The 17,431-nt window shown below is 65.5% G+C and carries 17 protein-coding genes; 8 read left to right on the top strand and 9 right to left on the bottom strand.

All coding sequences use genetic code 11. The features are described from left to right. Nucleotides 1–201: 201 nt before the first annotated feature. The 5 genes from KI609_RS12555 to KI609_RS12535 all read left to right on the top strand — a co-directional run bounded on the left by KI609_RS12555 (nt 202) and on the right by KI609_RS12535 (nt 5,896). On the top strand, nt 202–2,340 hold the full coding sequence (locus tag KI609_RS12555) for an acyl-CoA dehydrogenase (RefSeq protein WP_226443691.1): 2,139 nt from the start codon (nt 202–204) through the stop codon (nt 2,338–2,340). Nucleotides 2,341–2,730: 390 nt separating this feature from the next. Further along, on the top strand, nt 2,731–2,991 hold the full coding sequence (locus KI609_RS12550) for a DUF3079 domain-containing protein (protein ID WP_226443690.1): 261 nt from the start codon (nt 2,731–2,733) through the stop codon (nt 2,989–2,991). 49 nt (nt 2,992–3,040) lie between these two features. Continuing rightward, nucleotides 3,041–3,685: a GDP-mannose pyrophosphatase NudK gene (gene nudK / locus KI609_RS12545; protein ID WP_226443689.1), complete on the top strand. Its 645-nt coding sequence runs from the start codon at nt 3,041–3,043 to the stop codon at nt 3,683–3,685. A 207-nt stretch (nt 3,686–3,892) separates the two neighbouring features. Then, nucleotides 3,893–4,855: a class I SAM-dependent methyltransferase gene (locus tag KI609_RS12540; RefSeq protein ID WP_226443688.1), complete on the top strand. Its 963-nt coding sequence runs from the start codon at nt 3,893–3,895 to the stop codon at nt 4,853–4,855. A gap of 60 nt (nt 4,856–4,915) precedes the next feature. Beyond that, on the top strand, nt 4,916–5,896 hold the full coding sequence (locus tag KI609_RS12535) for a GGDEF domain-containing protein (protein WP_226443687.1): 981 nt from the start codon (nt 4,916–4,918) through the stop codon (nt 5,894–5,896). A 103-nt stretch (nt 5,897–5,999) separates the two neighbouring features. Here KI609_RS12535 and KI609_RS12530 read toward each other — a convergent pair whose 3' ends face one another. The 6 genes from KI609_RS12530 to KI609_RS12505 all read right to left on the bottom strand — a co-directional run bounded on the left by KI609_RS12530 (nt 6,000) and on the right by KI609_RS12505 (nt 13,378). Then, complete coding sequence (locus KI609_RS12530) at nt 6,000–6,506, bottom strand: EVE domain-containing protein (RefSeq protein WP_226443686.1); 507 nt, start codon at nt 6,504–6,506, stop codon at nt 6,000–6,002. A 131-nt stretch (nt 6,507–6,637) separates the two neighbouring features. Beyond that, complete coding sequence (gene alkB, locus KI609_RS12525) at nt 6,638–7,291, bottom strand: DNA oxidative demethylase AlkB (RefSeq protein WP_226443684.1); 654 nt, start codon at nt 7,289–7,291, stop codon at nt 6,638–6,640. A 54-nt stretch (nt 7,292–7,345) separates the two neighbouring features. Continuing rightward, nucleotides 7,346–8,101 (bottom strand): 2OG-Fe(II) oxygenase, encoded by a 756-nt coding sequence (locus KI609_RS12520; protein WP_226443683.1) that lies wholly within the window; start codon nt 8,099–8,101, stop codon nt 7,346–7,348. Further along, nucleotides 8,098–9,231: a bifunctional DNA-binding transcriptional regulator/O6-methylguanine-DNA methyltransferase Ada gene (gene ada / locus KI609_RS12515; RefSeq protein ID WP_226443682.1), complete on the bottom strand. Its 1,134-nt coding sequence runs from the start codon at nt 9,229–9,231 to the stop codon at nt 8,098–8,100. The genes KI609_RS12520 and ada overlap by 4 nt, the downstream gene beginning before the upstream one ends. A 219-nt stretch (nt 9,232–9,450) precedes the next feature. After that, on the bottom strand, nt 9,451–12,327 hold the full coding sequence (locus KI609_RS12510) for a DEAD/DEAH box helicase (RefSeq protein ID WP_413463318.1): 2,877 nt from the start codon (nt 12,325–12,327) through the stop codon (nt 9,451–9,453). Nucleotides 12,328–12,508: 181 nt separating this feature from the next. Next, nucleotides 12,509–13,378, bottom strand: a complete 870-nt coding sequence (locus tag KI609_RS12505) for a helix-turn-helix transcriptional regulator (protein ID WP_226443681.1) — start codon at nt 13,376–13,378, stop codon at nt 12,509–12,511. A gap of 129 nt (nt 13,379–13,507) precedes the next feature. Here KI609_RS12505 and KI609_RS12500 point away from each other — a divergent pair, with 129 nt between their 5' ends. Next, the gene (locus KI609_RS12500) at nt 13,508–13,984 is read left to right on the top strand and encodes a DUF3237 domain-containing protein (RefSeq protein ID WP_226443680.1); all 477 of its coding nucleotides are present in this window, start codon (nt 13,508–13,510) and stop codon (nt 13,982–13,984) included. 48 nt (nt 13,985–14,032) lie between these two features. Then, entirely contained in the window at nt 14,033–15,058 is a 1,026-nt protein-coding gene (locus KI609_RS12495) for a Bug family tripartite tricarboxylate transporter substrate binding protein (RefSeq protein WP_226443679.1), read from the top strand. Between the two features lie 68 nt (nt 15,059–15,126). Here the strand turns inward: KI609_RS12495 and KI609_RS12490 are convergent, their stop codons facing one another. The 3 genes from KI609_RS12490 to KI609_RS12480 form a co-directional block, all read right to left on the bottom strand. Continuing rightward, the gene (locus KI609_RS12490; protein WP_226443678.1) at nt 15,127–15,627 is read right to left on the bottom strand and encodes a hypothetical protein; all 501 of its coding nucleotides are present in this window, start codon (nt 15,625–15,627) and stop codon (nt 15,127–15,129) included. Between the two features lie 79 nt (nt 15,628–15,706). Then, entirely contained in the window at nt 15,707–15,958 is a 252-nt protein-coding gene (locus KI609_RS12485) for a GlsB/YeaQ/YmgE family stress response membrane protein (protein ID WP_226443677.1), read from the bottom strand. A gap of 150 nt (nt 15,959–16,108) precedes the next feature. Next, nucleotides 16,109–16,798 carry an adenylate/guanylate cyclase domain-containing protein gene (locus KI609_RS12480; RefSeq protein WP_226443676.1) on the bottom strand — a complete coding sequence of 230 codons (690 nt, stop codon included), beginning with the start codon at nt 16,796–16,798 and terminating at the stop codon, nt 16,109–16,111. Nucleotides 16,799–16,961: 163 nt separating this feature from the next. Here KI609_RS12480 and KI609_RS12475 point away from each other — a divergent pair, with 163 nt between their 5' ends. Further along, nucleotides 16,962–17,342 (top strand): hypothetical protein, encoded by a 381-nt coding sequence (locus KI609_RS12475; RefSeq protein ID WP_226443675.1) that lies wholly within the window; start codon nt 16,962–16,964, stop codon nt 17,340–17,342. The last annotated feature ends 89 nt before the right edge of the window (nt 17,343–17,431 follow it).

Here is a 17,431-nt window from a genome sequence, read left to right as displayed (position 1 = left end):
TGCTTTTGCTTCTGATCAAGTGCTTCAGAAGCGGTGACGTCCTCCTGCACGTGCTGGGCACACCGGCCAGCAATCCCCCTGATTCGGGATGGAGGATGACAAGAGAGTCAGAGGATGGGGACGCCGCAGTCGTTGCAGCCAGTTGAAACTCCTGTTCATACATCTCAGCAAAAGATGGTTTTCCACTTTCAGGAGACAGTCATGGGCATTGCATCAATCGTCGGCCAACTTGCCATGGCACCGTTTGCCAAAGCCTTACCCGCCATGGGCGACACCGAACGCGCCGCGCTGGAGGCGGGCACCGTCGGTTTCGAGGGCCAGTTGTTCGCGGGCACGCCAGACTTTGACGCGCTCATCGCCACCGGCCCCAACAAGCTGACGGCTGACGAGCAATCCTTCCTCGACAACGAAGTGCGCGTGCTGTGCGGCATGTTGGACGACTTTGCTATCGACACCGCGCGCGACCTGCCGCCCGAGGTGTGGCAGTTCATGCGCGACAAGCGCTTCTTCGGGATGATCATCCCCAAGGAATGGGGTGGCCTGGGGTTTGGGCACTTTGCCCACGCTGCGGTGGTCACGCGCCTGGCCACCGTCAACGTGTCGGCTGCGGTGACGGCGATGGTGCCCAACTCACTGGGCCCTGCCGAGCTGCTGCTGCACCACGGCACCGACCAGCAGAAAAAACACTACCTGCCGCGCCTGGCCGATGGCCGCGACCTGCCTTGTTTTGGGCTCACCTCGCCCTATGCGGGGTCGGACGCAGCCTCTATCCCCGACCGGGGCATCCTGACCACGCGCGAGATCGACGGCCAGCAGGTGCGCGGCTTCAGCGTCACCTTCTCCAAGCGCTACATCACGCTCGCGCCCGTGGCCACCGTGGTGGGCCTGGCCTTCAACGCCTGCGACGAAAGCCGACCCGAAGGCGAGCGCGACCTGGGTATCACCTGCGCGCTGATTCCGGTGCCCACGCCCGGCATGCAGATTGGCCGCCGCCACCGCCCCATGGACAGTGCCTTCATGAACGGCCCGATCTTTGGCGAGGACGTGTTCGTGCCCATGGACTGGATCATTGGCGGCGAGAAGCAAGTGGGGCAGGGCTGGCGCATGCTGATGGAAAGCCTGGCGGCAGGCCGCGCGATTTCTTTGCCGGCCCTGGGCGCGGCTACCCAGCAAAGCTCGGTGTTCATCGCCAACGGCTACGGCGAGGTGCGCGAGCAGTTTGGCTTGCCGATTGGCAAGTTCGACGCCGTGGCCGGCATCATCGCGGGCATGGCGGTAGCGCTTTATGCCACCGATGCAGCCCGCCGCTTCACCGCTGCCGCGCTCGATAACGGCGGCCAGCCCGCTGTGGCCAGCGCCATCCTGAAGGTGCACCTGACCGAAGCAGGGCGCACCTCCATCAACCACGCCATGGATATCCTGGGCGGCAAAGGCATCATCAACGGGCCGTCCAACCTGCTGTCGGTGGCCTACCGGCACATGCCCGTGGCCATCACGGTCGAGGGGGCCAACATCCTGACCCGCTCGCTCATCATTTTTGGACAGGGCGCGGTGCGCTGCCACCCTTATGTGATGGCGGAGATGCAGGCTGTCGCAGACAAGAACGACGAGGTGCTGGGCCGTGCCTTGCTGGGCCATGGCGGCCACGTGGCAAAAAATTTCTGGCGCAGCCTGTTTGACGCGCCCGTAGTCGGCACACCGCCCCAGGATTTGGCCCATGAAGCCCGCATGCTGGCCCGCTTGAGCGCCAAATATGCGTTGACTTGTGATTTGGCCATGGGCTTGCTCGGCGGCAAGCTCAAGCGCATGGAGCTGTTGTCGTCGCGCCTGGGCGATTGCCTGGCGCACCTGTACATGGCGAGCGCCAGCATCTGGCGGTATGCGGTCGAAGGCGATGCGCAGATGCTGCCGTTGGCCCGGGCTGCCCTGCGCACGCAGCTGGATGCTGCCGAAGAAGTGCTCAAAGACCTGTACGCCAATCTGCCCACCCCCGGCCGGCGTCTCATTGGCCGCCTGGTGTTGAGGCGCACGGCCCACCTGGCGCCGCTGCGCGATGTGCAGATGCTCGCACTCGCCAAACTGCTGCGCGAGAACCCCTCAGTGGTGCAGCGTTTGTGCCCCGACGTGAGCGTGCCCAAAGGCGGCGGGCTGGTCGACTTGATGAAGGCGCTGGAGTTGGCTGCGCAGCTGGGTGACGACGCCAGCGCCCAGCTCAACAAGCTGGTGCGGCGCACCCACTCTTTCGAAGAGGCGGCAGCGGGCATGCCCAACCCCGCGCTGGCGCTGGCCTACCTGCAAGCCGCAGACAAGGTCATTCAGGTCGACGACTTCGCGCCCTGAGCGGCTTCGGCGAATGATGGGCCAATACACCTTGATTTACCGCCCTCAGGAGGCGCTTGTCTTTGCCACCAGTGGGGGCTTTGTCATTCAAGCGAGGCGCACAGGCACCGCCGAATGACGTGTCTCTGGTGCCAGGGATGCAGCGCAATCATGGCGCCGACCTCGATTGGGTCAATGTCTCGTTTGGCGGCGGCACGGCCGACGTCCCTCGGCGCCCTATCATTGCTTCCATTGCCGGGTGCAACGGATAGACCGATCATTCACGCCCGCAGGCGAAAAGTGAGCAACATGGCCTCAAAACCCGTTCATCGCCGCTTCGTGGGTGTCTGGACCGCTTGCGAATAGCCCGTGAGCGACGCACCAGATTGGCAAAACCCCTGAAAGTTAGCCGTGGCCACCAAGAAGTTTCCCAACGCACCCCAGCATCCTGAGCGGATTTGTTGGGGCTGCGACCTGTATTGCGCTGCCAACGATCTGCGCTGTGGCAACGGGTCCGACCGCACGCCGCACCCGGCGGAGCTGTTTGGGGATGATTGGGCGGAATGGGGGATTTCTGAAAACACCGGGGCAGCCACGGCCCCGGCGGTTGGCACCGAGGCGGGCGCCCAAGGTGCAGCAGACTTCGCCCCGCCGCTGCGCAAGCCCGAGTGACATCATTGCTGGGTGACAGGGCGTTGCAGACATGTTTTGATAGCACCCCATGACTTCACCTGATAGCCCGCAACCCACATCCGCTCCAGCCATCACCGTGCCCGTGGTCGACCATGTCCGCAACGTTGAGGTGCAGGTGCTGTCCGACAACTGGTATGTGCTGCGCAAGGTCAGCTTCGACCTGCGCCGGCGCGACGGCCAGTGGCAACGCCAAAGCCGCGAGGCCTATGACCGGGGCAATGGCGCCGCGCTGCTGCTGTTTGACCCACGCCGCCAGACGGTGGTGCTCACACGCCAGTTCCGGCTGCCAGCGTTTCTGAATGGGTGCGCCGATGGTTATCTGATTGAAACCTGCGCCGGCCTGCTGGACGGGGATGACCCCGAAACCTGCATCCGCCGCGAGGCCGAGGAAGAAACTGGCTACCGCATCCGCGCCCCGCGCAAGGTGTTCGAGGCCTATATGAGCCCAGGCTCCGTCACCGAAAAACTGCACTTTTTTGTGGCCGACTATGAGCCCGCTGACCGCATTCGTGCCGGGGGTGGCATGGCCGATGAAGGCGAAGACATCGAGGTGATCGAAATGCCCCTGGGCGACGCCTTGGCCGCCATACGCGACGGCACAATCCAAGACGGAAAAACGGTGATGCTGTTGCAGCACGTGGCGCTGGAGCAGTACGCGGCAGCACGCAGCTGAGCAGGGCAGAGCGCTGCGGGCTCGTTCGGCGTTCGGCATTCGGCTGCGCATGGTGCTGCCATCGGCCGCACACAGGGCTCCTTCAGCCCGGACCCGCGATAATCGCTGTCTGCTATTGATTCAGTAGCTTCAAGGCGTTCATGCACAGGCGCTCGCTGCTTGTCGCATGCACATTTCGGCATTTTTCTTCCACCGATCCCACCTTTCATGCAAGCCCTGCTCGACGCCATTGCCGCCATGCCTTTGCCTACCGATGCCCAGCGCATCTTTCACGGGCGGGGCGGGTTGCACGCGGGGTGCGAGCAGTGGTCGCTGGATGTGTATCCCCCCGTTTTTGTGCTTACGAGTTTTGCGCCCGCTGCAGAAGAAGACCTCGCCACCATCGGCGCGGCGCTGCAGGCGCGGTGGGCGCAGATCGCGCCTGCAGGCGAGCCGCTCAACTGGGTGTTTCAGCACCGGGGAGAGGCCTTGCGCATTGAGGGCCGCAGCGAAACGCGCCTGATGGCCGGCGCCGTGCCCGACCCGCATGTGGTGACCGAGCGCGGCGCGCGCTACCGCGTGCACGTGTTGCGCGGCCAGAACCACGGCCTGTTTCTGGACATGGCCGAGGGCCGCCGCTGGGTGCGCGACTTTGCCCAGGCCCACAGCCAGGACCGGTATGGCCTGAAGGTGCTCAACCTGTTTGCCTATACCTGCGCCTTTTCGGTGGTGGCCCTGCAGGCAGGTGCCAAGCACGTGACCAATGTGGACATGAGCCACGGCGCCATGGGGATCGGGCAGCAGAACCACCAGCTCAACGGCATCACCACCGGGGCCAGCTTTCTGGCGCACGACATCTTCAGCAGTTGGGGCAAGATCAACCGCAGCGGGCCCTACGGTCTGGTCATCATGGACCCGCCCAGCTACCAAAAGGGCAGCTTCGTGGCCACCAAGGACTACGCCCGCCTCATTCGTCGCCTGCCCGACCTGCTGGCGCCGGGCGGCTTTGCGCTGCTGTGCTTGAACGCACCCGAGCTGGGCGCCACTTTCCTGCAAGAGCAGTTGCGCGAACTGGCGCCCGGGCTTGAGTTGGTGGAGCGCGTGGCTAACCCTGCGGTATTTGCCGACACCGACCCCGAGCGCGCCTTGAAGGTGCTGGTGGTGCGTGCGCCAGATGGCGTGGCCCCGTAATGCTTACCGGCACCCACTGCGCTATGCTCAACGCACCATCGGCCACCGATAAGCCACGCCATGACCCTGCCAGCACCAGCACCAGCACTCGCGTCTGTACCTGCATCTGTGCCAGGTTCTACACCCGACAGCACCCTTTTTCGTACGTTGCTCGAGTCCACGCTCGCCATCCCGTGGAAGATTGACTGGGCCACGGCGACGTTTGAATACATCGGCCCGCAGATCGAAGCCTTGTTGGGCTGGACCCCTTCGAGCTGGTTGACGGTGCAGGACTGGGCCGACCGCATGCACCCCGACGACCGCGAGCACGTGGTCAACTTCTGCGTCTCGCAGTCGCAGGCCGGGGTGGACCATGAGGCGGATTACCGAGCGCTCACCGCCAGTGGAGGCTATGTATGGATCCGCGATGTGGTGCATGTGGTGCGCGATGGTGAGGGCAACGTCCAGTCCCTGGTGGGGTTCATGTTTGACATCACCGAACGCAAGCAGACCGAAGAGCGATTGCTGCAGTTGCAGCACGAGCTGGAAGACCTGTCGTTTCGCGATGGCCTGACTGGCGTGAGTAACCGGCGCAAGTTTGATGAGGTGCTGCACGCCGAGTGGCTGGACGCGCGGCGCGAAGTGCGGCCCCTGTCGCTGCTGCTGTTTGATGTGGACCATTTCAAGCTGTTCAACGACCACTACGGCCACATCGAAGGCGACGAGTGCCTCAAGCGCGTGGCGCGTGCGCTGGCCGACGCCACACACCGCCCGCGTGATCTGCTGGCGCGTTACGGGGGCGAAGAGTTTGTGCTGTTGCTGCCCTCCAGCGACGCGCCGGCCGTCATGGCCGTGGCCGAGCGCTGTCGGCAAGCCGTGTTCGAGGCGCAAATTCCCCACGCTGCGTCGCCTGATGGGCAATGGCTGACGGTGAGCGTGGGCGCGGGCACCATCATCCCGGCCGAAAAAGACGACCCCGTGCTGTTTGTGCAAGAGGTGGATCGCTGCCTCTACCAGGCCAAACACCAGGGCCGCAACCGCATCGTGGGCCAGGCGGCCTAATTGCCGCCAACGCTGGATGGACGGATGGGTGGGCGGTGGCAGGGGCCGCGCACTGCATCGCGCATCGCTGCATCACACCGCTGGCCCCTCGGTTCGCTGTCGGTCACCCCGTCTGATCCTGTAGTGCCCGCGTGATGGCGTCCCACTCGTGCGGCGTGACGGGCGTGATCGACAGCCGGCTGCCTTTTTGCAGCACCCGCATCTCGGCCAGAGCCGGGTGTTCGCGCATTTCAGCCAGCGGCATCAGGCGCGTCTTGCGCAGCGCCTGCACATCCAGCAGCAGCCAGCGGGGCGTGTGAGCTGGCGACTGAGGGTCGTGGTAAGGCGATGTGGGGTCGAACTGCGTGGGGTCGGGCCGCACGCCAGACGCCACCCGTGCAATGCCGGCGATGCCGGGCTCGGGGCAGCTGGAGTGGTAGAACAGCACGCCGTCACCCACCTGCATCGCATCGCGCATGAAGTTGCGCGCCTGGTAGTTGCGCACGCCGGTCCAGGGCACCGTGGCGCCGGGCGCGGCCAGGGCGTCGTCGATGGAGCACTCATCGGGTTCGGACTTCATGAGCCAGTAGCGAGGAGCCGAAGATGGAGTGGGTTGGATGGACTGTGGCATGGCGCCATTCTGGCAAAGACGGGAAGGCGGCTTTTTACGCTCCTTTTTTGATAGCTTTTAGCGCTTGTGTAGCAAGCGGTAGCGGCCTAAAAGATCTAAAAAGTCTAAAAGGCATGCAATGCGCGACCGACTCACCGCGCCTTGCGAAAGGTGATGTTGATACGGTGGGCGCCCGTCAGGGCGTGACTGGCCTCGGGCAGCGGCAGCACCCCATGAAAACGCAGCCTCGCCGGGCCACCCCAGACCACCACATCGCCATGCAACAACGCAATGCGCCGGGTTTTATCAGCCCGCTGTGCGCCGCCCCACAGGAACAGTGCCGGAATGCCCAGCGACACCGACACGATAGGGTGGGCGTAGTTGCCTTCGTCGCGGTCCTGGTGCAACGACAGCCGCGTGCCGGGGGCATAGCGGTTGATGAGGCACGCATCGGGCGCAAAGCCGGGGAAGCCCGCTGCGTGGGCCGCATCGAGCGCCAGCTGGCGAAACAGCGGCGGCATGGCAGGCCAGGCCTGGCCGCTCTCTGGGTCGATGGGGTCATAGCGGTAGCCACTGCGGTCACTGACCCAGCCGAGCGCACCGCAGTTGGTCATGGCCACCGACATGCGCAGGCCGCCGGGCGTGATGAGGTGCCTGAAGGACGCCTGGGATGTGATCTGCTGCACTGCGGCCAGCAAGTCTGCCGCCTGCGCCAGCGCAAAGCTGCGCAGCACCATGGCGCCGGGCTCCAGCACCTCGGGCGGCTGGGCGGGCTGGGGCGGGTCGTCGAACAGGCTTGCGGTCATGGCATTGGTCGTGCGTGGCGATGGTGCGGCATGCGTCGGCCACCGCGAACGTCGTCACTCTGCGTCATGAAAGATGATGCCCAGCGTGTGCCGCTGCCCGCTGCGCAACCGGCTCACGCCATGGCGCATCTGTACGCGGTATGGCCCGCGCGTGCCTTGCACGGGGCGGTGGTGCACGGCAAACACCACGGCGTCGCCGCGCTGCAGCGGCACTACCTCGGCCCGCGACTGCATGCGCGGGCGCTGCTCGGTCAGCACGAATTCGCCGCCCGTGAAGTCGTCCCCCGGCTCTGACAGCAGCACCGCCACCTGCAGCGGGAACACATGCTCGCCATACAGGTCCTGGTGCAGGCAGTTGTAGTCGCCTGCGGCGTATTGCAGCAGCAGCGGGGTAGGGCGCACCTGGCCTGCGGCGTGGCAGCGGGCCATGAAGTCGGCATGCCGCGCGGGGTAGCGCACGTCGATGCCCATCGCGGTGTTCCATTGGTTGGCGATGGGGGCCAGGTGGGGGTACAGCGCCTCGCGCAGACTGGCCACCACATCGGGCAGCGGGTAGCTGAAATACCGGTATTCGCCCTGGCCAAACCCATGGCGCTGCATCACCACACGGCTGCGAAAGGTGGTTTCACCCGCATGGCCGTACAGCCGGGCCAGCGCGGCGCATTCGGTGGCGCACAGCAGGTGGGGTAGCACCGCGTTGCCCTGCTGGTGCAGGGCCTCAGTGGCGGCATGCCAGTCGAGGGCGGCCGCGCGCTGGGGCCAAGCCCCATCTGCTGCGGTGGCTGGTGTGGGAAGCGCCACAGCGCTCATGCCACCTTCTCCACCAGCGGCTGGGTAGGTTCCGTAGCGGATTCGCGCGTCAATAGCGCCTGCTTGCGCTCTACGCCCCAGCGGTAGCCCGACAGCGCGCCATTGCTTTTCACCACCCGGTGGCAGGGGATGGCCACCGCCAGCGCGTTGGCCGCACAGGCTTGCGCCACGGCGCGCACAGCCGTGGGGCTGCCGATGCGCTGGGCCACCTCGGCGTAGCTGGCCGTCTGCCCGGCGGGAATGGTTTGCAGCACCTGCCACACCCGCTGCTGGAACGCCGTGCCACGCACATCCAGCGGCAGGTTCAGCCCCAGGCCCGGGGCCTCGACAAACGCCACCACCTGCGCCACCAAGGCTTCAAACGCGGCGTCGCCGCCGATCAGGTGGGCCTGCGCAAACCGGTCCTGCAGCTCGCGCAGCAGCGCCTCGGGGTCATCCCCCAGCAAAATCGCGCAGATGCCCCGGTCGCTTTGCGCCACCAGAATGGCGCCCAGCGAGCACTGGCCAATGGCAAAGCGGATGTCCTGGGCTGCACCGCGTGCACGGTAGTGGCTGGGGCGCATGCCCAGCACCTGGGCCGATTGTTCATAAAACCGGCTGCTGGACTGATAGCCCGCGCCATAGATGGCGTCGGTCACCGAGGCCGTCTGCTGGCTGTCGAGCGCGCTGCGCAGCCGCTGTGCACGCTGGGCCACCGCGTAGGCCTTGGGGGTGAGTCCGGTGGCCTGCTTGAAGATGCGGTGCAGGTGCGATGCACTCAGCCCCACCCGCGCCGCCAGTGCATCGAGCGTGGGGGCTTCACCGGGCGAGGCGCTTTCGATGATGCGGCAGGCCTCTGTGACCAGCGCCGCGTGGTGCGACAGCGGGGTGGCCTGGCGTGGCTTGCAGCGTTGGCAGGGGCGAAACCCGGCGCGTTCTGCGTCGTCGCAGCTGGCATGAAACCGCACGTTCTCTGGCCGTGGCGTGCGCGCCGCGCAACTGGGACGGCAATACACGCCCGTGGTCTGCACCGAGTACCAGAAGCTGCCATCCGCCGCCGCACTGCGCGCCGCCACTGCGGCCCAGCGTGGGTCGGCTTGGGTGGCGGTGGCCTGCGCGGCCTTGGCAGAGGGGGGGTTGCGGGTTGGCATGGTGGCGCTGTGAGGAAGGGCGTTCACATTCATCATGGTGCATGGCTCACGAGGTGGTTTGCGATGCCTTGCACTCTAGGGACGGTGGCCGTGGGGCGCACTCCGAAGCTTGCTTTTGAATTCTGCGCTTTTCGTGGGCCAAGGTTCTCAGACCCAGATTGCTTCTGTATTGATAGCTTCCAGCGCTTGACAGATAAGCGCTAGTGGCCACAAAAACACTCAAACTTCAGGCGGCTGCAGCGGCCGAGGCCGCCGTTTGCCGGTGCCGCCCCAGCGCAGCGCGTCTTCGCCTGGTATGCCCAGCGGGTTGTTGGCTGGCTCGGTCAGTGGCGCCAGCAGGGCGTGCAGGTCGGCCTCGCTGAACTTGACCGCGCCCTCGGTGTCGTGGCCCAGCACGCCCTGGGCCAAGGCAGCCTTGCGGGCCTGCAGCTCCAGCATGCGCTCTTCGATGCTGCCTTCCACCACCAGCTTGTAGACGAACACCGGCTGGTCCTGCCCGATGCGGTGGGCGCGGGCGGTGGCCTGTTCTTCCACGGCGGGGTTCCACCAGGGGTCCAGGTGGATCACGGTGTCGGCGGCCGTGAGGTTCAGGCCCAAGCCACCGGCCTTGAGGCTCACCAGCAGGATGGGGGCGCTGGTCTCGTCCTTTGCCTGAAAGCGTTTCACTACGGCTCCGCGCTGGCGCGGCGGCGTCTGGCCCGTGAGGGTGAGGTAGGGCAGGGCCAGGGTGTCGAGCAGCTCGGCCGCCAAGCCCAGCATTTCGGTGAACTGCGAGAACACCAGCACGCGGCGGCCTTCATCGACCAGGGCGGGCAACAGGTTGGCCAGCAGTTCGAGCTTGGCGCGCTCCATCGTTTGCGCAGTTTTCGTGGTGCCTTTCACCAAGCGCGGGTCGCAGCAGACCTGGCGCAGTTTCAGCAGTGCATCGAGGATGGTGATCTGCGCGCCGTCAAAGCTCTGGCGCTCCAGTGCGCGGCGCACCTGCTTGTCGGCGGTGGTGCGCACGGCCTCGTACAGCTCGCGCTGCTTGCCCTGCAGTTGCACCCGCAAGATGGTTTCTGTGCGCGGCGGCAGCTCGGTGGCCACGTCCTGCTTGCGGCGGCGCAGGATGAAGGGGCGCACGCGCTGCGCCAGCAACTGGGCGCGCAGGGTTTCGCCATTTTCCTCGATGGGCTTGCGCCAGCGGGCGTTGAAGCTGCGCACATCGCCCAGAAACCCGGGCATCAAAAAGTCGAACTGCGCCCACAGCTCGCCCAAGTGGTTTTCCAGCGGCGTGCCGGTCAGGCACAGCAGGTGCGGCGCCTGCAGCTTGCGCAGGGCGCGGGCACTGCGGCTGCCGGCGTTTTTCACCATCTGCGCTTCGTCCAGGATCAGCAGGTGAAACGGCTGGGCCGCCAGCGCGTCCACATCGCGCCAGAGCAGCGGGTAGGTGGTCAGCACCAGGTCGTGGTCGGCGATCTGCAGATAGCGCTGGCCCCGGCTCGCGCCGTGCAGTGCCAGCACACGCAGGCCGGGGGCCATGCGCGCGGCCTCGGCCTGCCAATTGAAGAGCAGCGAGGTGGGCAGCACCACCAGGGCGGGGCGGGTGAGGCGGCCGGCCTCTTTCTCTGCCAGCACATGGGCCAGGGCCTGCGCGGTTTTGCCCAGGCCCATGTCGTCGGCCAATATGCCGCCCAGGCCTTGGGCGCGCAGGTATTGCATCCAAGCCAGGCCTTCGAGCTGGTACGGGCGCAGTTGCACCTGCAGACCCTGGGGTGCAGCCACCGGCTGCGGGGTGCCGATGGTGCGCAGGCGCTTGGCGAGCTGGGTCAGTCCCGCGTCGCCCTGCAGCTGCCAGTCGTTGTTCCAGCCATTGACCGTGCCCACGCGGTGCGCCAACACCAGCCCGGCGCGCAGGGCTTCGATGCGGCGGGCCTCCCACGCGCCCAGGTGCAGCGGGTCGCCGTCCTTGCGCTGATTCCGTGTCGGGTCGGTCAGCAGATCCACCATGGCGCCCACGATGGCCTTGAGCGGGCCCGCGGGTGCGTCAATGCGTTTGCCGCCCGGGGCGCGCAGCGAAATGATGGCGATGTCATCAATGGCGGCCATTTGCTGCGCGTTGAGCCAGCGGGCGTCGCGGCGCAGCAGGTCGGCCAGCATAGGGGCCAGGTCCAGCGTCTGCCCGTCGATTTCGATGCCCAGGCTCAGCAGCCAGGCGCCTTCGCGCTCGGGCAGCATGAGCTTTTGCACGGGGCGTTCGCGTGAAGCCAGCGGGCCATCCACCTCCTTGCCCAGCACCTCACCGGTGTCGGGGGCGATCAGCAGCTTCCAGCGCTGTACGGGCACGCTTTCGTGCGCAAAGCCGGGGTGCACCACCACGCTCCAGCCCTCGGCGCGCAGCTGCGGGATCTGCTCGGCCCAGAAGTCACCAAACTGCGCCTCCTGCGCCAGCGTCCATACGGGGCCCAGCGTGGCGGCAGCAGCGCGGTGGCGCCATTGCAGCTTGCTGGGATCCACGGGGATCAGGCCCAGGTCCCACATGCGGTCCATGGCATCGGATTCAGCCGCCAGATTGCGCTGCATGCGCACCACCGGGCCGCCGGTGTCGAACAGGTCTTGCACCGGGGCAGGGCGCGCGTTGAGGATGGAGGTGGGGGCAGGCGTCTGCCAGGTGGCGCCGCTGTCGGTGCGGTAGGTCCAGTCAATCTGCACCAGCGTCACGCTGTCGCCGCGCGGCCCCATCTTGCCCTGCGGCTTGAGGCCCAGCAGCCCATCGCCCCGGCCCAGGGTTATGAGCGTGATGCGCGGTTGGAAGTGGCCGGGGGCCATGCCGGGCGGCAGGACCGGGCGCTGGGCGGGGGCTGATGCGGTATCTGTATCGTCGCCCCGCATCTGCCCCATCACGCGCGCAGCCTCGGCGTCCGTCAGCGGGGGCAGGGCCTTGAGCGCTGTGGCATCGGCCTGGCGGCGCAGGGCGGCCACCCAGGCGGCGATCACCGTCTGGCGGTCCAAGCGCGGTGGAATGGGTTCTGCGGAATGGGAGGAAGGGTCACCGGGGCGTGTCACTGGGCAATGATTGTGCCCGGACCACTCGACCACCGGCACGGCGCAGTGCATGACTCCTGGCCTTGGCGCCAGGCTCAGGCCTCAGCGTTCGTGGCCAAGATCCACGCTGACTGGGCGGCCGTCGGGGGCCGTAGCAGTTTGAAGAGGAACTGATCCCGGCGGCAACGTGAGGAAAAGGCCGCAGCCCCTCATGCCGGGTCACCGGTCAACAGGCGCTGCACGCCGCTTTGGATCAGCGGCCCAGGACTTTTGCAAACAGTTCGTTGCGAAAGTGGATGCCCAGGCGGGCAAAGGCCCGGTTGCGGTAGGTCTTGATCGTGGGCACGCCCAGGCCCAGGTCGGCCGCGATGCCTTCGTGCGTCATGCCCTGCAGCACGCGGGCACAGACGTCGAGTTCGCGGTCCGTGAGGTCTGGCTGCAGGCGCAGCAGGCGCTCGCGCAAGGCCGGCAGGCCCTGGGGGAGGGCGGCCAGGGCAGGCCGCAGCACCTCATCCGCGTCGGGATGGTCTTGCACGGCTGGCATGGCCTGCGGGCGCGCCAGCGCGATGTGCTTGCGCGCCAGGGCCAGCAGCACCGGGGCAACGGCCTCGAAGTCGCTGATCTGGCCATCGCGGAAGGGCACCTGGTGCTGGTGGCGGTAGAAATTGACCGCGAAGACCGAACCGTCGCTTTCATAGTCGGCCACCGAAACACGCTCGGCCACGCCATGCGCTTCGTAGACACGGGCTCGGTGCTCGCCTTCGACTTCGGTGGCGGTTACGTGGCACAGGCGGGTCAGGCGCTCTGCGGGCGCGTCTTCGAATGCGCGGCCCCAGGTGCGGTCGCGGCGGTAGGGGCCGGAAAGGTAGGCCCACCAGCAGTCCTGCGTGGTGTCAGGCACGCCCCGGCTGGCGGACATGAACAAGGTGGGCTTGCAGCGGTGCCCGGTGCGGTACACGGACCATGAGGCCGCTGGCAGCACGGGCACCAGCTCGTCGAGCAGGCTGGGTGCAAAACCGGGCTCGCCCAGGCGCTGCACCATGCCGGCCAGGGCATGCGCGGCCGAGCCGATGGCGGCCTGCCGGCTGGGAGCGGCAGGTGTGGAGAGGATCCATTGCCTCATCGTTGAATGCGCCTGGAGGGCATGTAAAACCGTGTCATCGGGTTGTCATCCTCAGGGATGACAGGCGACTGGCACAACCGGATTTACGCTAGGTTCATTCCTAACCCGTTGCGTGATGCGCCTGTGCCCATGTCCGACCTGCTGCCCTTGCCAGAACCCCGCTTGACTTTTTTTGCCGACTTGCGCGTGCAGGTGGGCCAGCCCCAGGAGGTTGGCCAGACGGTGCATGGCCTGCGACGGCTGATTCCGATTACCGGCGGCATGGCCACGGGCGACGGCTGGACCGCCCGGGTACTGCCTGGTGGCGCGGATTTCCAGCTCATCGTGAACGAGCGGCTCTCCGAGCTCGATGCGCGCTACGTGCTGGAGACCGATGGCGGCGACTTCATCTACGTGCACAACCAAGCGGTGCGCTCGGGCCCGCCGGAGCTGATCGCGCGGCTGGTGCGCGGTGAAGCGGTGGATCCGGGGGCGATTTACTTTCGCTGCAGCCCGCGCTTCGAGACCGCCTCGCCCGCGCTGGCCTGGATAGCCGAGCGCATGTTCGTGGGCTCTGGCGCGCGCTACCCGGACTCGGTAGCCATGCGTTTCTTTGAGTTGGCCTGACGCTCGCCTTTTGCGATTTCCCTCATAAAACCACGTGGAGACAAATAAATGAAGCCTCTTTTCAACGCACCCCTGGTCGTGAATGGTCGCCGCACCTTGATGGCGACCATCGTGGCTGCCAGCCTGGGCACCCCCTGCGCGATTGCGCAGGCGCAGACCGCCGGGAGTGCCGCCTACCCGAGCAAAGCGGTGCGCATCATCGTGGGCTTTCCCGCAGGCACGGGGCCGGACATCGTGGCGCGCCTGCTGGCGCAAAAACTCTCGGAAGGCTGGGGCAACCTGGGGGTGATCGTGGACAACAAGCCTGGCGCTGGGGGTTTGATCGCCGCCAGCGAGGCCGCGCGTGCAGCACCCGATGGCTACACGTTGATGCTGGGAGAAACCGGCCAGCTCAGCATTGCCCCCAGCAGCTACAACAAGCTGCCCTACGACCCTGCCAAGGATTTCGTGCCCGTGAGCCAGGTGGTCACCTCTGACTTTGTGCTCCTGGTCAATCCGCAGAAGGTGCCCGCGCGCAACGTGAAAGACTTCGTGGACTGGACTAAACAGCAAAAAGGCCTGTTTCTTGCCACGTTTGGTGCAGGCACCCCGGGGCATTTTGGCGCCTATATGTTTGGCGATGCGGTCAAACTCAAGCCTGAGCCCGTGCATTACAAGAACACATCGGATGCGCTCGGTGGCCTGTTCAGCGGCGATGTACAAGGCGTTTTTGCCAGCGTCGGGTTGGCAGCTCCCAACGTCAAGGCCGGCAAACTCGTTGCCTTGGGAAGCACGGGCGCCGCGCGCACCAATATCCTGCCCGATGTCCCCACCATCAAGGAGCAGGGGTATGCCAACCTGGAGTTTTCGTCATGGTTCGGTATCGTCGCGCCGGCGAAAACCCCGCCCGACATCATCGCCAAACTCAACGCAGACATCGTGAAAGCCGTGCAGTCTCCCGAAGGTCAGACAAAGATGGAAGAGGCGGGCTTTCGCGTGACGGGCACCAGCCAGCAGGACTTTGCACGCACCATTGCGGCCGACACCGTCACCTGGGGCAAAGCCGTGGCCGCAACGGGGTTCAAGGCCGACTAGCGATCGATGTATCCAGGGGGCGCGGTGTGGGGCGCGGCGTGACAAGTCAACCCGCTATGAGGCTTTGCTTACTGGAGGCCCGGGCCCTGCAATTTGAGTCCCGATTGCTGCACCACACGCACACAGTCGCGCAGGTGTTGTTCGCCCAGATAGCGCAGCGTGGCATACCCCATCGTGGCGGCCAGTGCCTGGCCCGCCAGCGGCACATATTTGGCGACCTGCTTGGTGGTGAAGCGCAGACCCATGGATTGGGTGAGCCGCAGGATAACTTCACGGGTGATCATCTTCCCAATGAGCACGGAGCCCACCAGCCCCACGGCTTTTTGCACCTGTTCACGTTTGTTGGGGTCAAGCTGGTCTAGTTGCTCGGCTGAGAGACCAAACTCGGCACTGATTTGAGGAACCAGCCGTGAAAGCAGCGCAGCGTCGACAGCCCAGTCGAGCCCGGGAATGGGGACTACGCTGGCCGCAGCGGCGGCCAGCGCCCGACGGTGAAGCAGCTTTCGGGCACGCTGCACGGCCGCGATCAGCGTCGGATCGCCTGCAGCCATTTGAGCGGACGTAGCCATCGGCACCCTCAGCCTGCAGTCGTGGCGCGCGACATGCTACCCATTGGTTCAGACAGGCGGCGCCAGTTCACGTTTTGCTTCACGTCTTGCTCTTGACCAGGCCGTACAACACCAGCAGCACGACTGCACCGACCACCGAGGCGATCCAGCCCGCCGTGTCGCCCTGCGCATACCAACCCATGGCCGTGCCGACGTAGCTTGCCAAGAATGAGCCCGCGACGCCCAAAAGCGCTGTCATGATCCAGCCCAGCTTGTCGTCGCCAGGCTTGATGGCGCGAGCGATGAAGCCGACGACCAGACCGATCAATAGCATCCCCAGTAGTGAAAACATTCATATCCCCTCGATGTGATTTGGACTCAGTGATTACTCTACAGACAAATGGATTCGTTGCCGTGTCAGACAACGTATACAAAGTGAATGTGCACAAATTTTGCACTGCACTGTAGAGGGTGATTGCCGCCCCGCTGCCCGCCTGCTTTTTTATGGCTGCAAGGCCCCATGAGGCGACATGTTGCCCAAAGGACGTTCAAACAGGCAGCGCTCAAAGCGGTGCGCCTGCAGGTGCAGGCCTGAGAGGTGGTGTTCGGTTGCTACACACGCATAGTGGCCGGGCGGCAAACAGACATGTGCGGCCCGTGTGAGCAGAATTTCGTTGGTCGCTGCGATGTCTTCGCCCAGTTTGCAGGCGCCATTCACTTCGGCGCCAAACAGGTCCTCATTGGCAATGACGAGCGTGGCGCCATAGCCGATGCCTGCACTCACGTGGAGGGCGCGCTCGGGAGGGAGCACGGCATTCATGGCGTCAAGCGCGCGCAGCGTGTCCAGTGCCGCTTCCAGCGCCTGCTCGGGCGCGGCAAACACAGCAAACAGGTTGTCGGCCTCCTGCTTGATGACCTCACCGCCATTGCCCTCAATAGCGGGGCGGGCAGCCTGCTCCATTTGGTGGATCATCGCCAGAAAATGAATGATGCCGTGGCTTTGTGTAATGCGCGAAAAGCCACACATGTCCAGCACGAGGATGGCGACACGGCGTACAAATGCCTGTTCGATGGCGGCGTCCACGGTGGCCGTGCACCCCGGCATCTGGTTGCGGGCAGACAGCAGGCGTCGCAGATAAGCCTTATCGTGCTGCGCCGGGGTGTCGTCGTCTACGGGGGCCGTGGATGGCATGGCAACGCCTTGTAGGTGGTGGCCCACATGGTAGCGCGGCACAGGCTGGCGGGGGGTGTCCCGTGGCAGGCCTACAGTGGAGCGACATCAGCCCGGATGTCGGAGTCACCTGAAACCGATTTTTTGCCTCGTGACACCGAGTGATGAAGAAAAAGGAGTTTTCATGCAAACATGGTGCTTTACCCCCTCACGTTCTTTCTTGGCCATGGTCTTGGCGGCCGGCGGCTTGCTGGCGGTACCCTTGGGCGCATCCGCACAAAATGACGAGGCATCGTTGGCGCGCGGTGCGGTGCCAGACTCCACACCCCAACAGCGGTATCAATCGGCCATTCGCGAAGCGGGCGGCGGCTTGAAGGTGAGCCTGGAGGAATGCCGGACCATGGCTGCCGCCGAGCGCAAGGGATGTGAATCTCAGGCGAGGGCCCGATATCGCGCGGATATGGCGTCGGCCAAAGCGATGCTCAGCAATCCGTCCATCGGGCCGGTAAATATTGTGGGTGCGCCGATTCGCAGCACAGAGACGACATACGTCGTGAAGCCTTAGTCAGCATAAAAACGCCTGCTCGACGTTCGCCAGGGCCCACTGATTTAAGCGCTCGCTCGGGCGCCTCAGAGAGGCTCGGCCAAGGTACG

It is taken from the genome of Acidovorax radicis (genome assembly GCF_020510705.1).
Taxonomy (GTDB): domain Bacteria; phylum Pseudomonadota; class Gammaproteobacteria; order Burkholderiales; family Burkholderiaceae_C; genus Acidovorax; species Acidovorax radicis_A.
Note: the sequence above shows the minus strand (reverse complement) of the source record. Positions and strands in the feature narration are given on the sequence as shown.

Bases quoted from the DNA above. Each gene is read 5' to 3' on its own strand.
- KI609_RS12490 (WP_226443678.1), bottom strand. From the start codon at position 15,627: ATGGCTACGTCCGCTCAAATGGCTGCAGGCGATCCGACGCTGATCGCG.
- KI609_RS12530 (WP_226443686.1), bottom strand. From the start codon at position 6,506: ATGCCACAGTCCATCCAACCCACTCCATCTTCGGCTCCTCGCTACTGG.
- KI609_RS12555 (WP_226443691.1), top strand. From the start codon at position 202: ATGGGCATTGCATCAATCGTCGGCCAACTTGCCATGGCACCGTTTGCC.
- KI609_RS12540 (WP_226443688.1), top strand. From the start codon at position 3,893: ATGCAAGCCCTGCTCGACGCCATTGCCGCCATGCCTTTGCCTACCGAT.
- KI609_RS12535 (WP_226443687.1), top strand. From the start codon at position 4,916: ATGACCCTGCCAGCACCAGCACCAGCACTCGCGTCTGTACCTGCATCT.
- KI609_RS12495 (WP_226443679.1), top strand. From the start codon at position 14,033: ATGAAGCCTCTTTTCAACGCACCCCTGGTCGTGAATGGTCGCCGCACC.
- KI609_RS12500 (WP_226443680.1), top strand. From the start codon at position 13,508: ATGTCCGACCTGCTGCCCTTGCCAGAACCCCGCTTGACTTTTTTTGCC.
- KI609_RS12505 (WP_226443681.1), bottom strand. From the start codon at position 13,378: ATGAGGCAATGGATCCTCTCCACACCTGCCGCTCCCAGCCGGCAGGCC.
- KI609_RS12485 (WP_226443677.1), bottom strand. From the start codon at position 15,958: ATGTTTTCACTACTGGGGATGCTATTGATCGGTCTGGTCGTCGGCTTC.
- nudK (WP_226443689.1), top strand. From the start codon at position 3,041: ATGACTTCACCTGATAGCCCGCAACCCACATCCGCTCCAGCCATCACC.
- KI609_RS12480 (WP_226443676.1), bottom strand. From the start codon at position 16,798: ATGCCATCCACGGCCCCCGTAGACGACGACACCCCGGCGCAGCACGAT.
- KI609_RS12510 (WP_413463318.1), bottom strand. From the start codon at position 12,327: ATGCACTGCGCCGTGCCGGTGGTCGAGTGGTCCGGGCACAATCATTGC.
- KI609_RS12475 (WP_226443675.1), top strand. From the start codon at position 16,962: ATGCAAACATGGTGCTTTACCCCCTCACGTTCTTTCTTGGCCATGGTC.
- alkB (WP_226443684.1), bottom strand. From the start codon at position 7,291: ATGACCGCAAGCCTGTTCGACGACCCGCCCCAGCCCGCCCAGCCGCCC.
- ada (WP_226443682.1), bottom strand. From the start codon at position 9,231: ATGCCAACCCGCAACCCCCCCTCTGCCAAGGCCGCGCAGGCCACCGCC.
- KI609_RS12520 (WP_226443683.1), bottom strand. From the start codon at position 8,101: ATGAGCGCTGTGGCGCTTCCCACACCAGCCACCGCAGCAGATGGGGCT.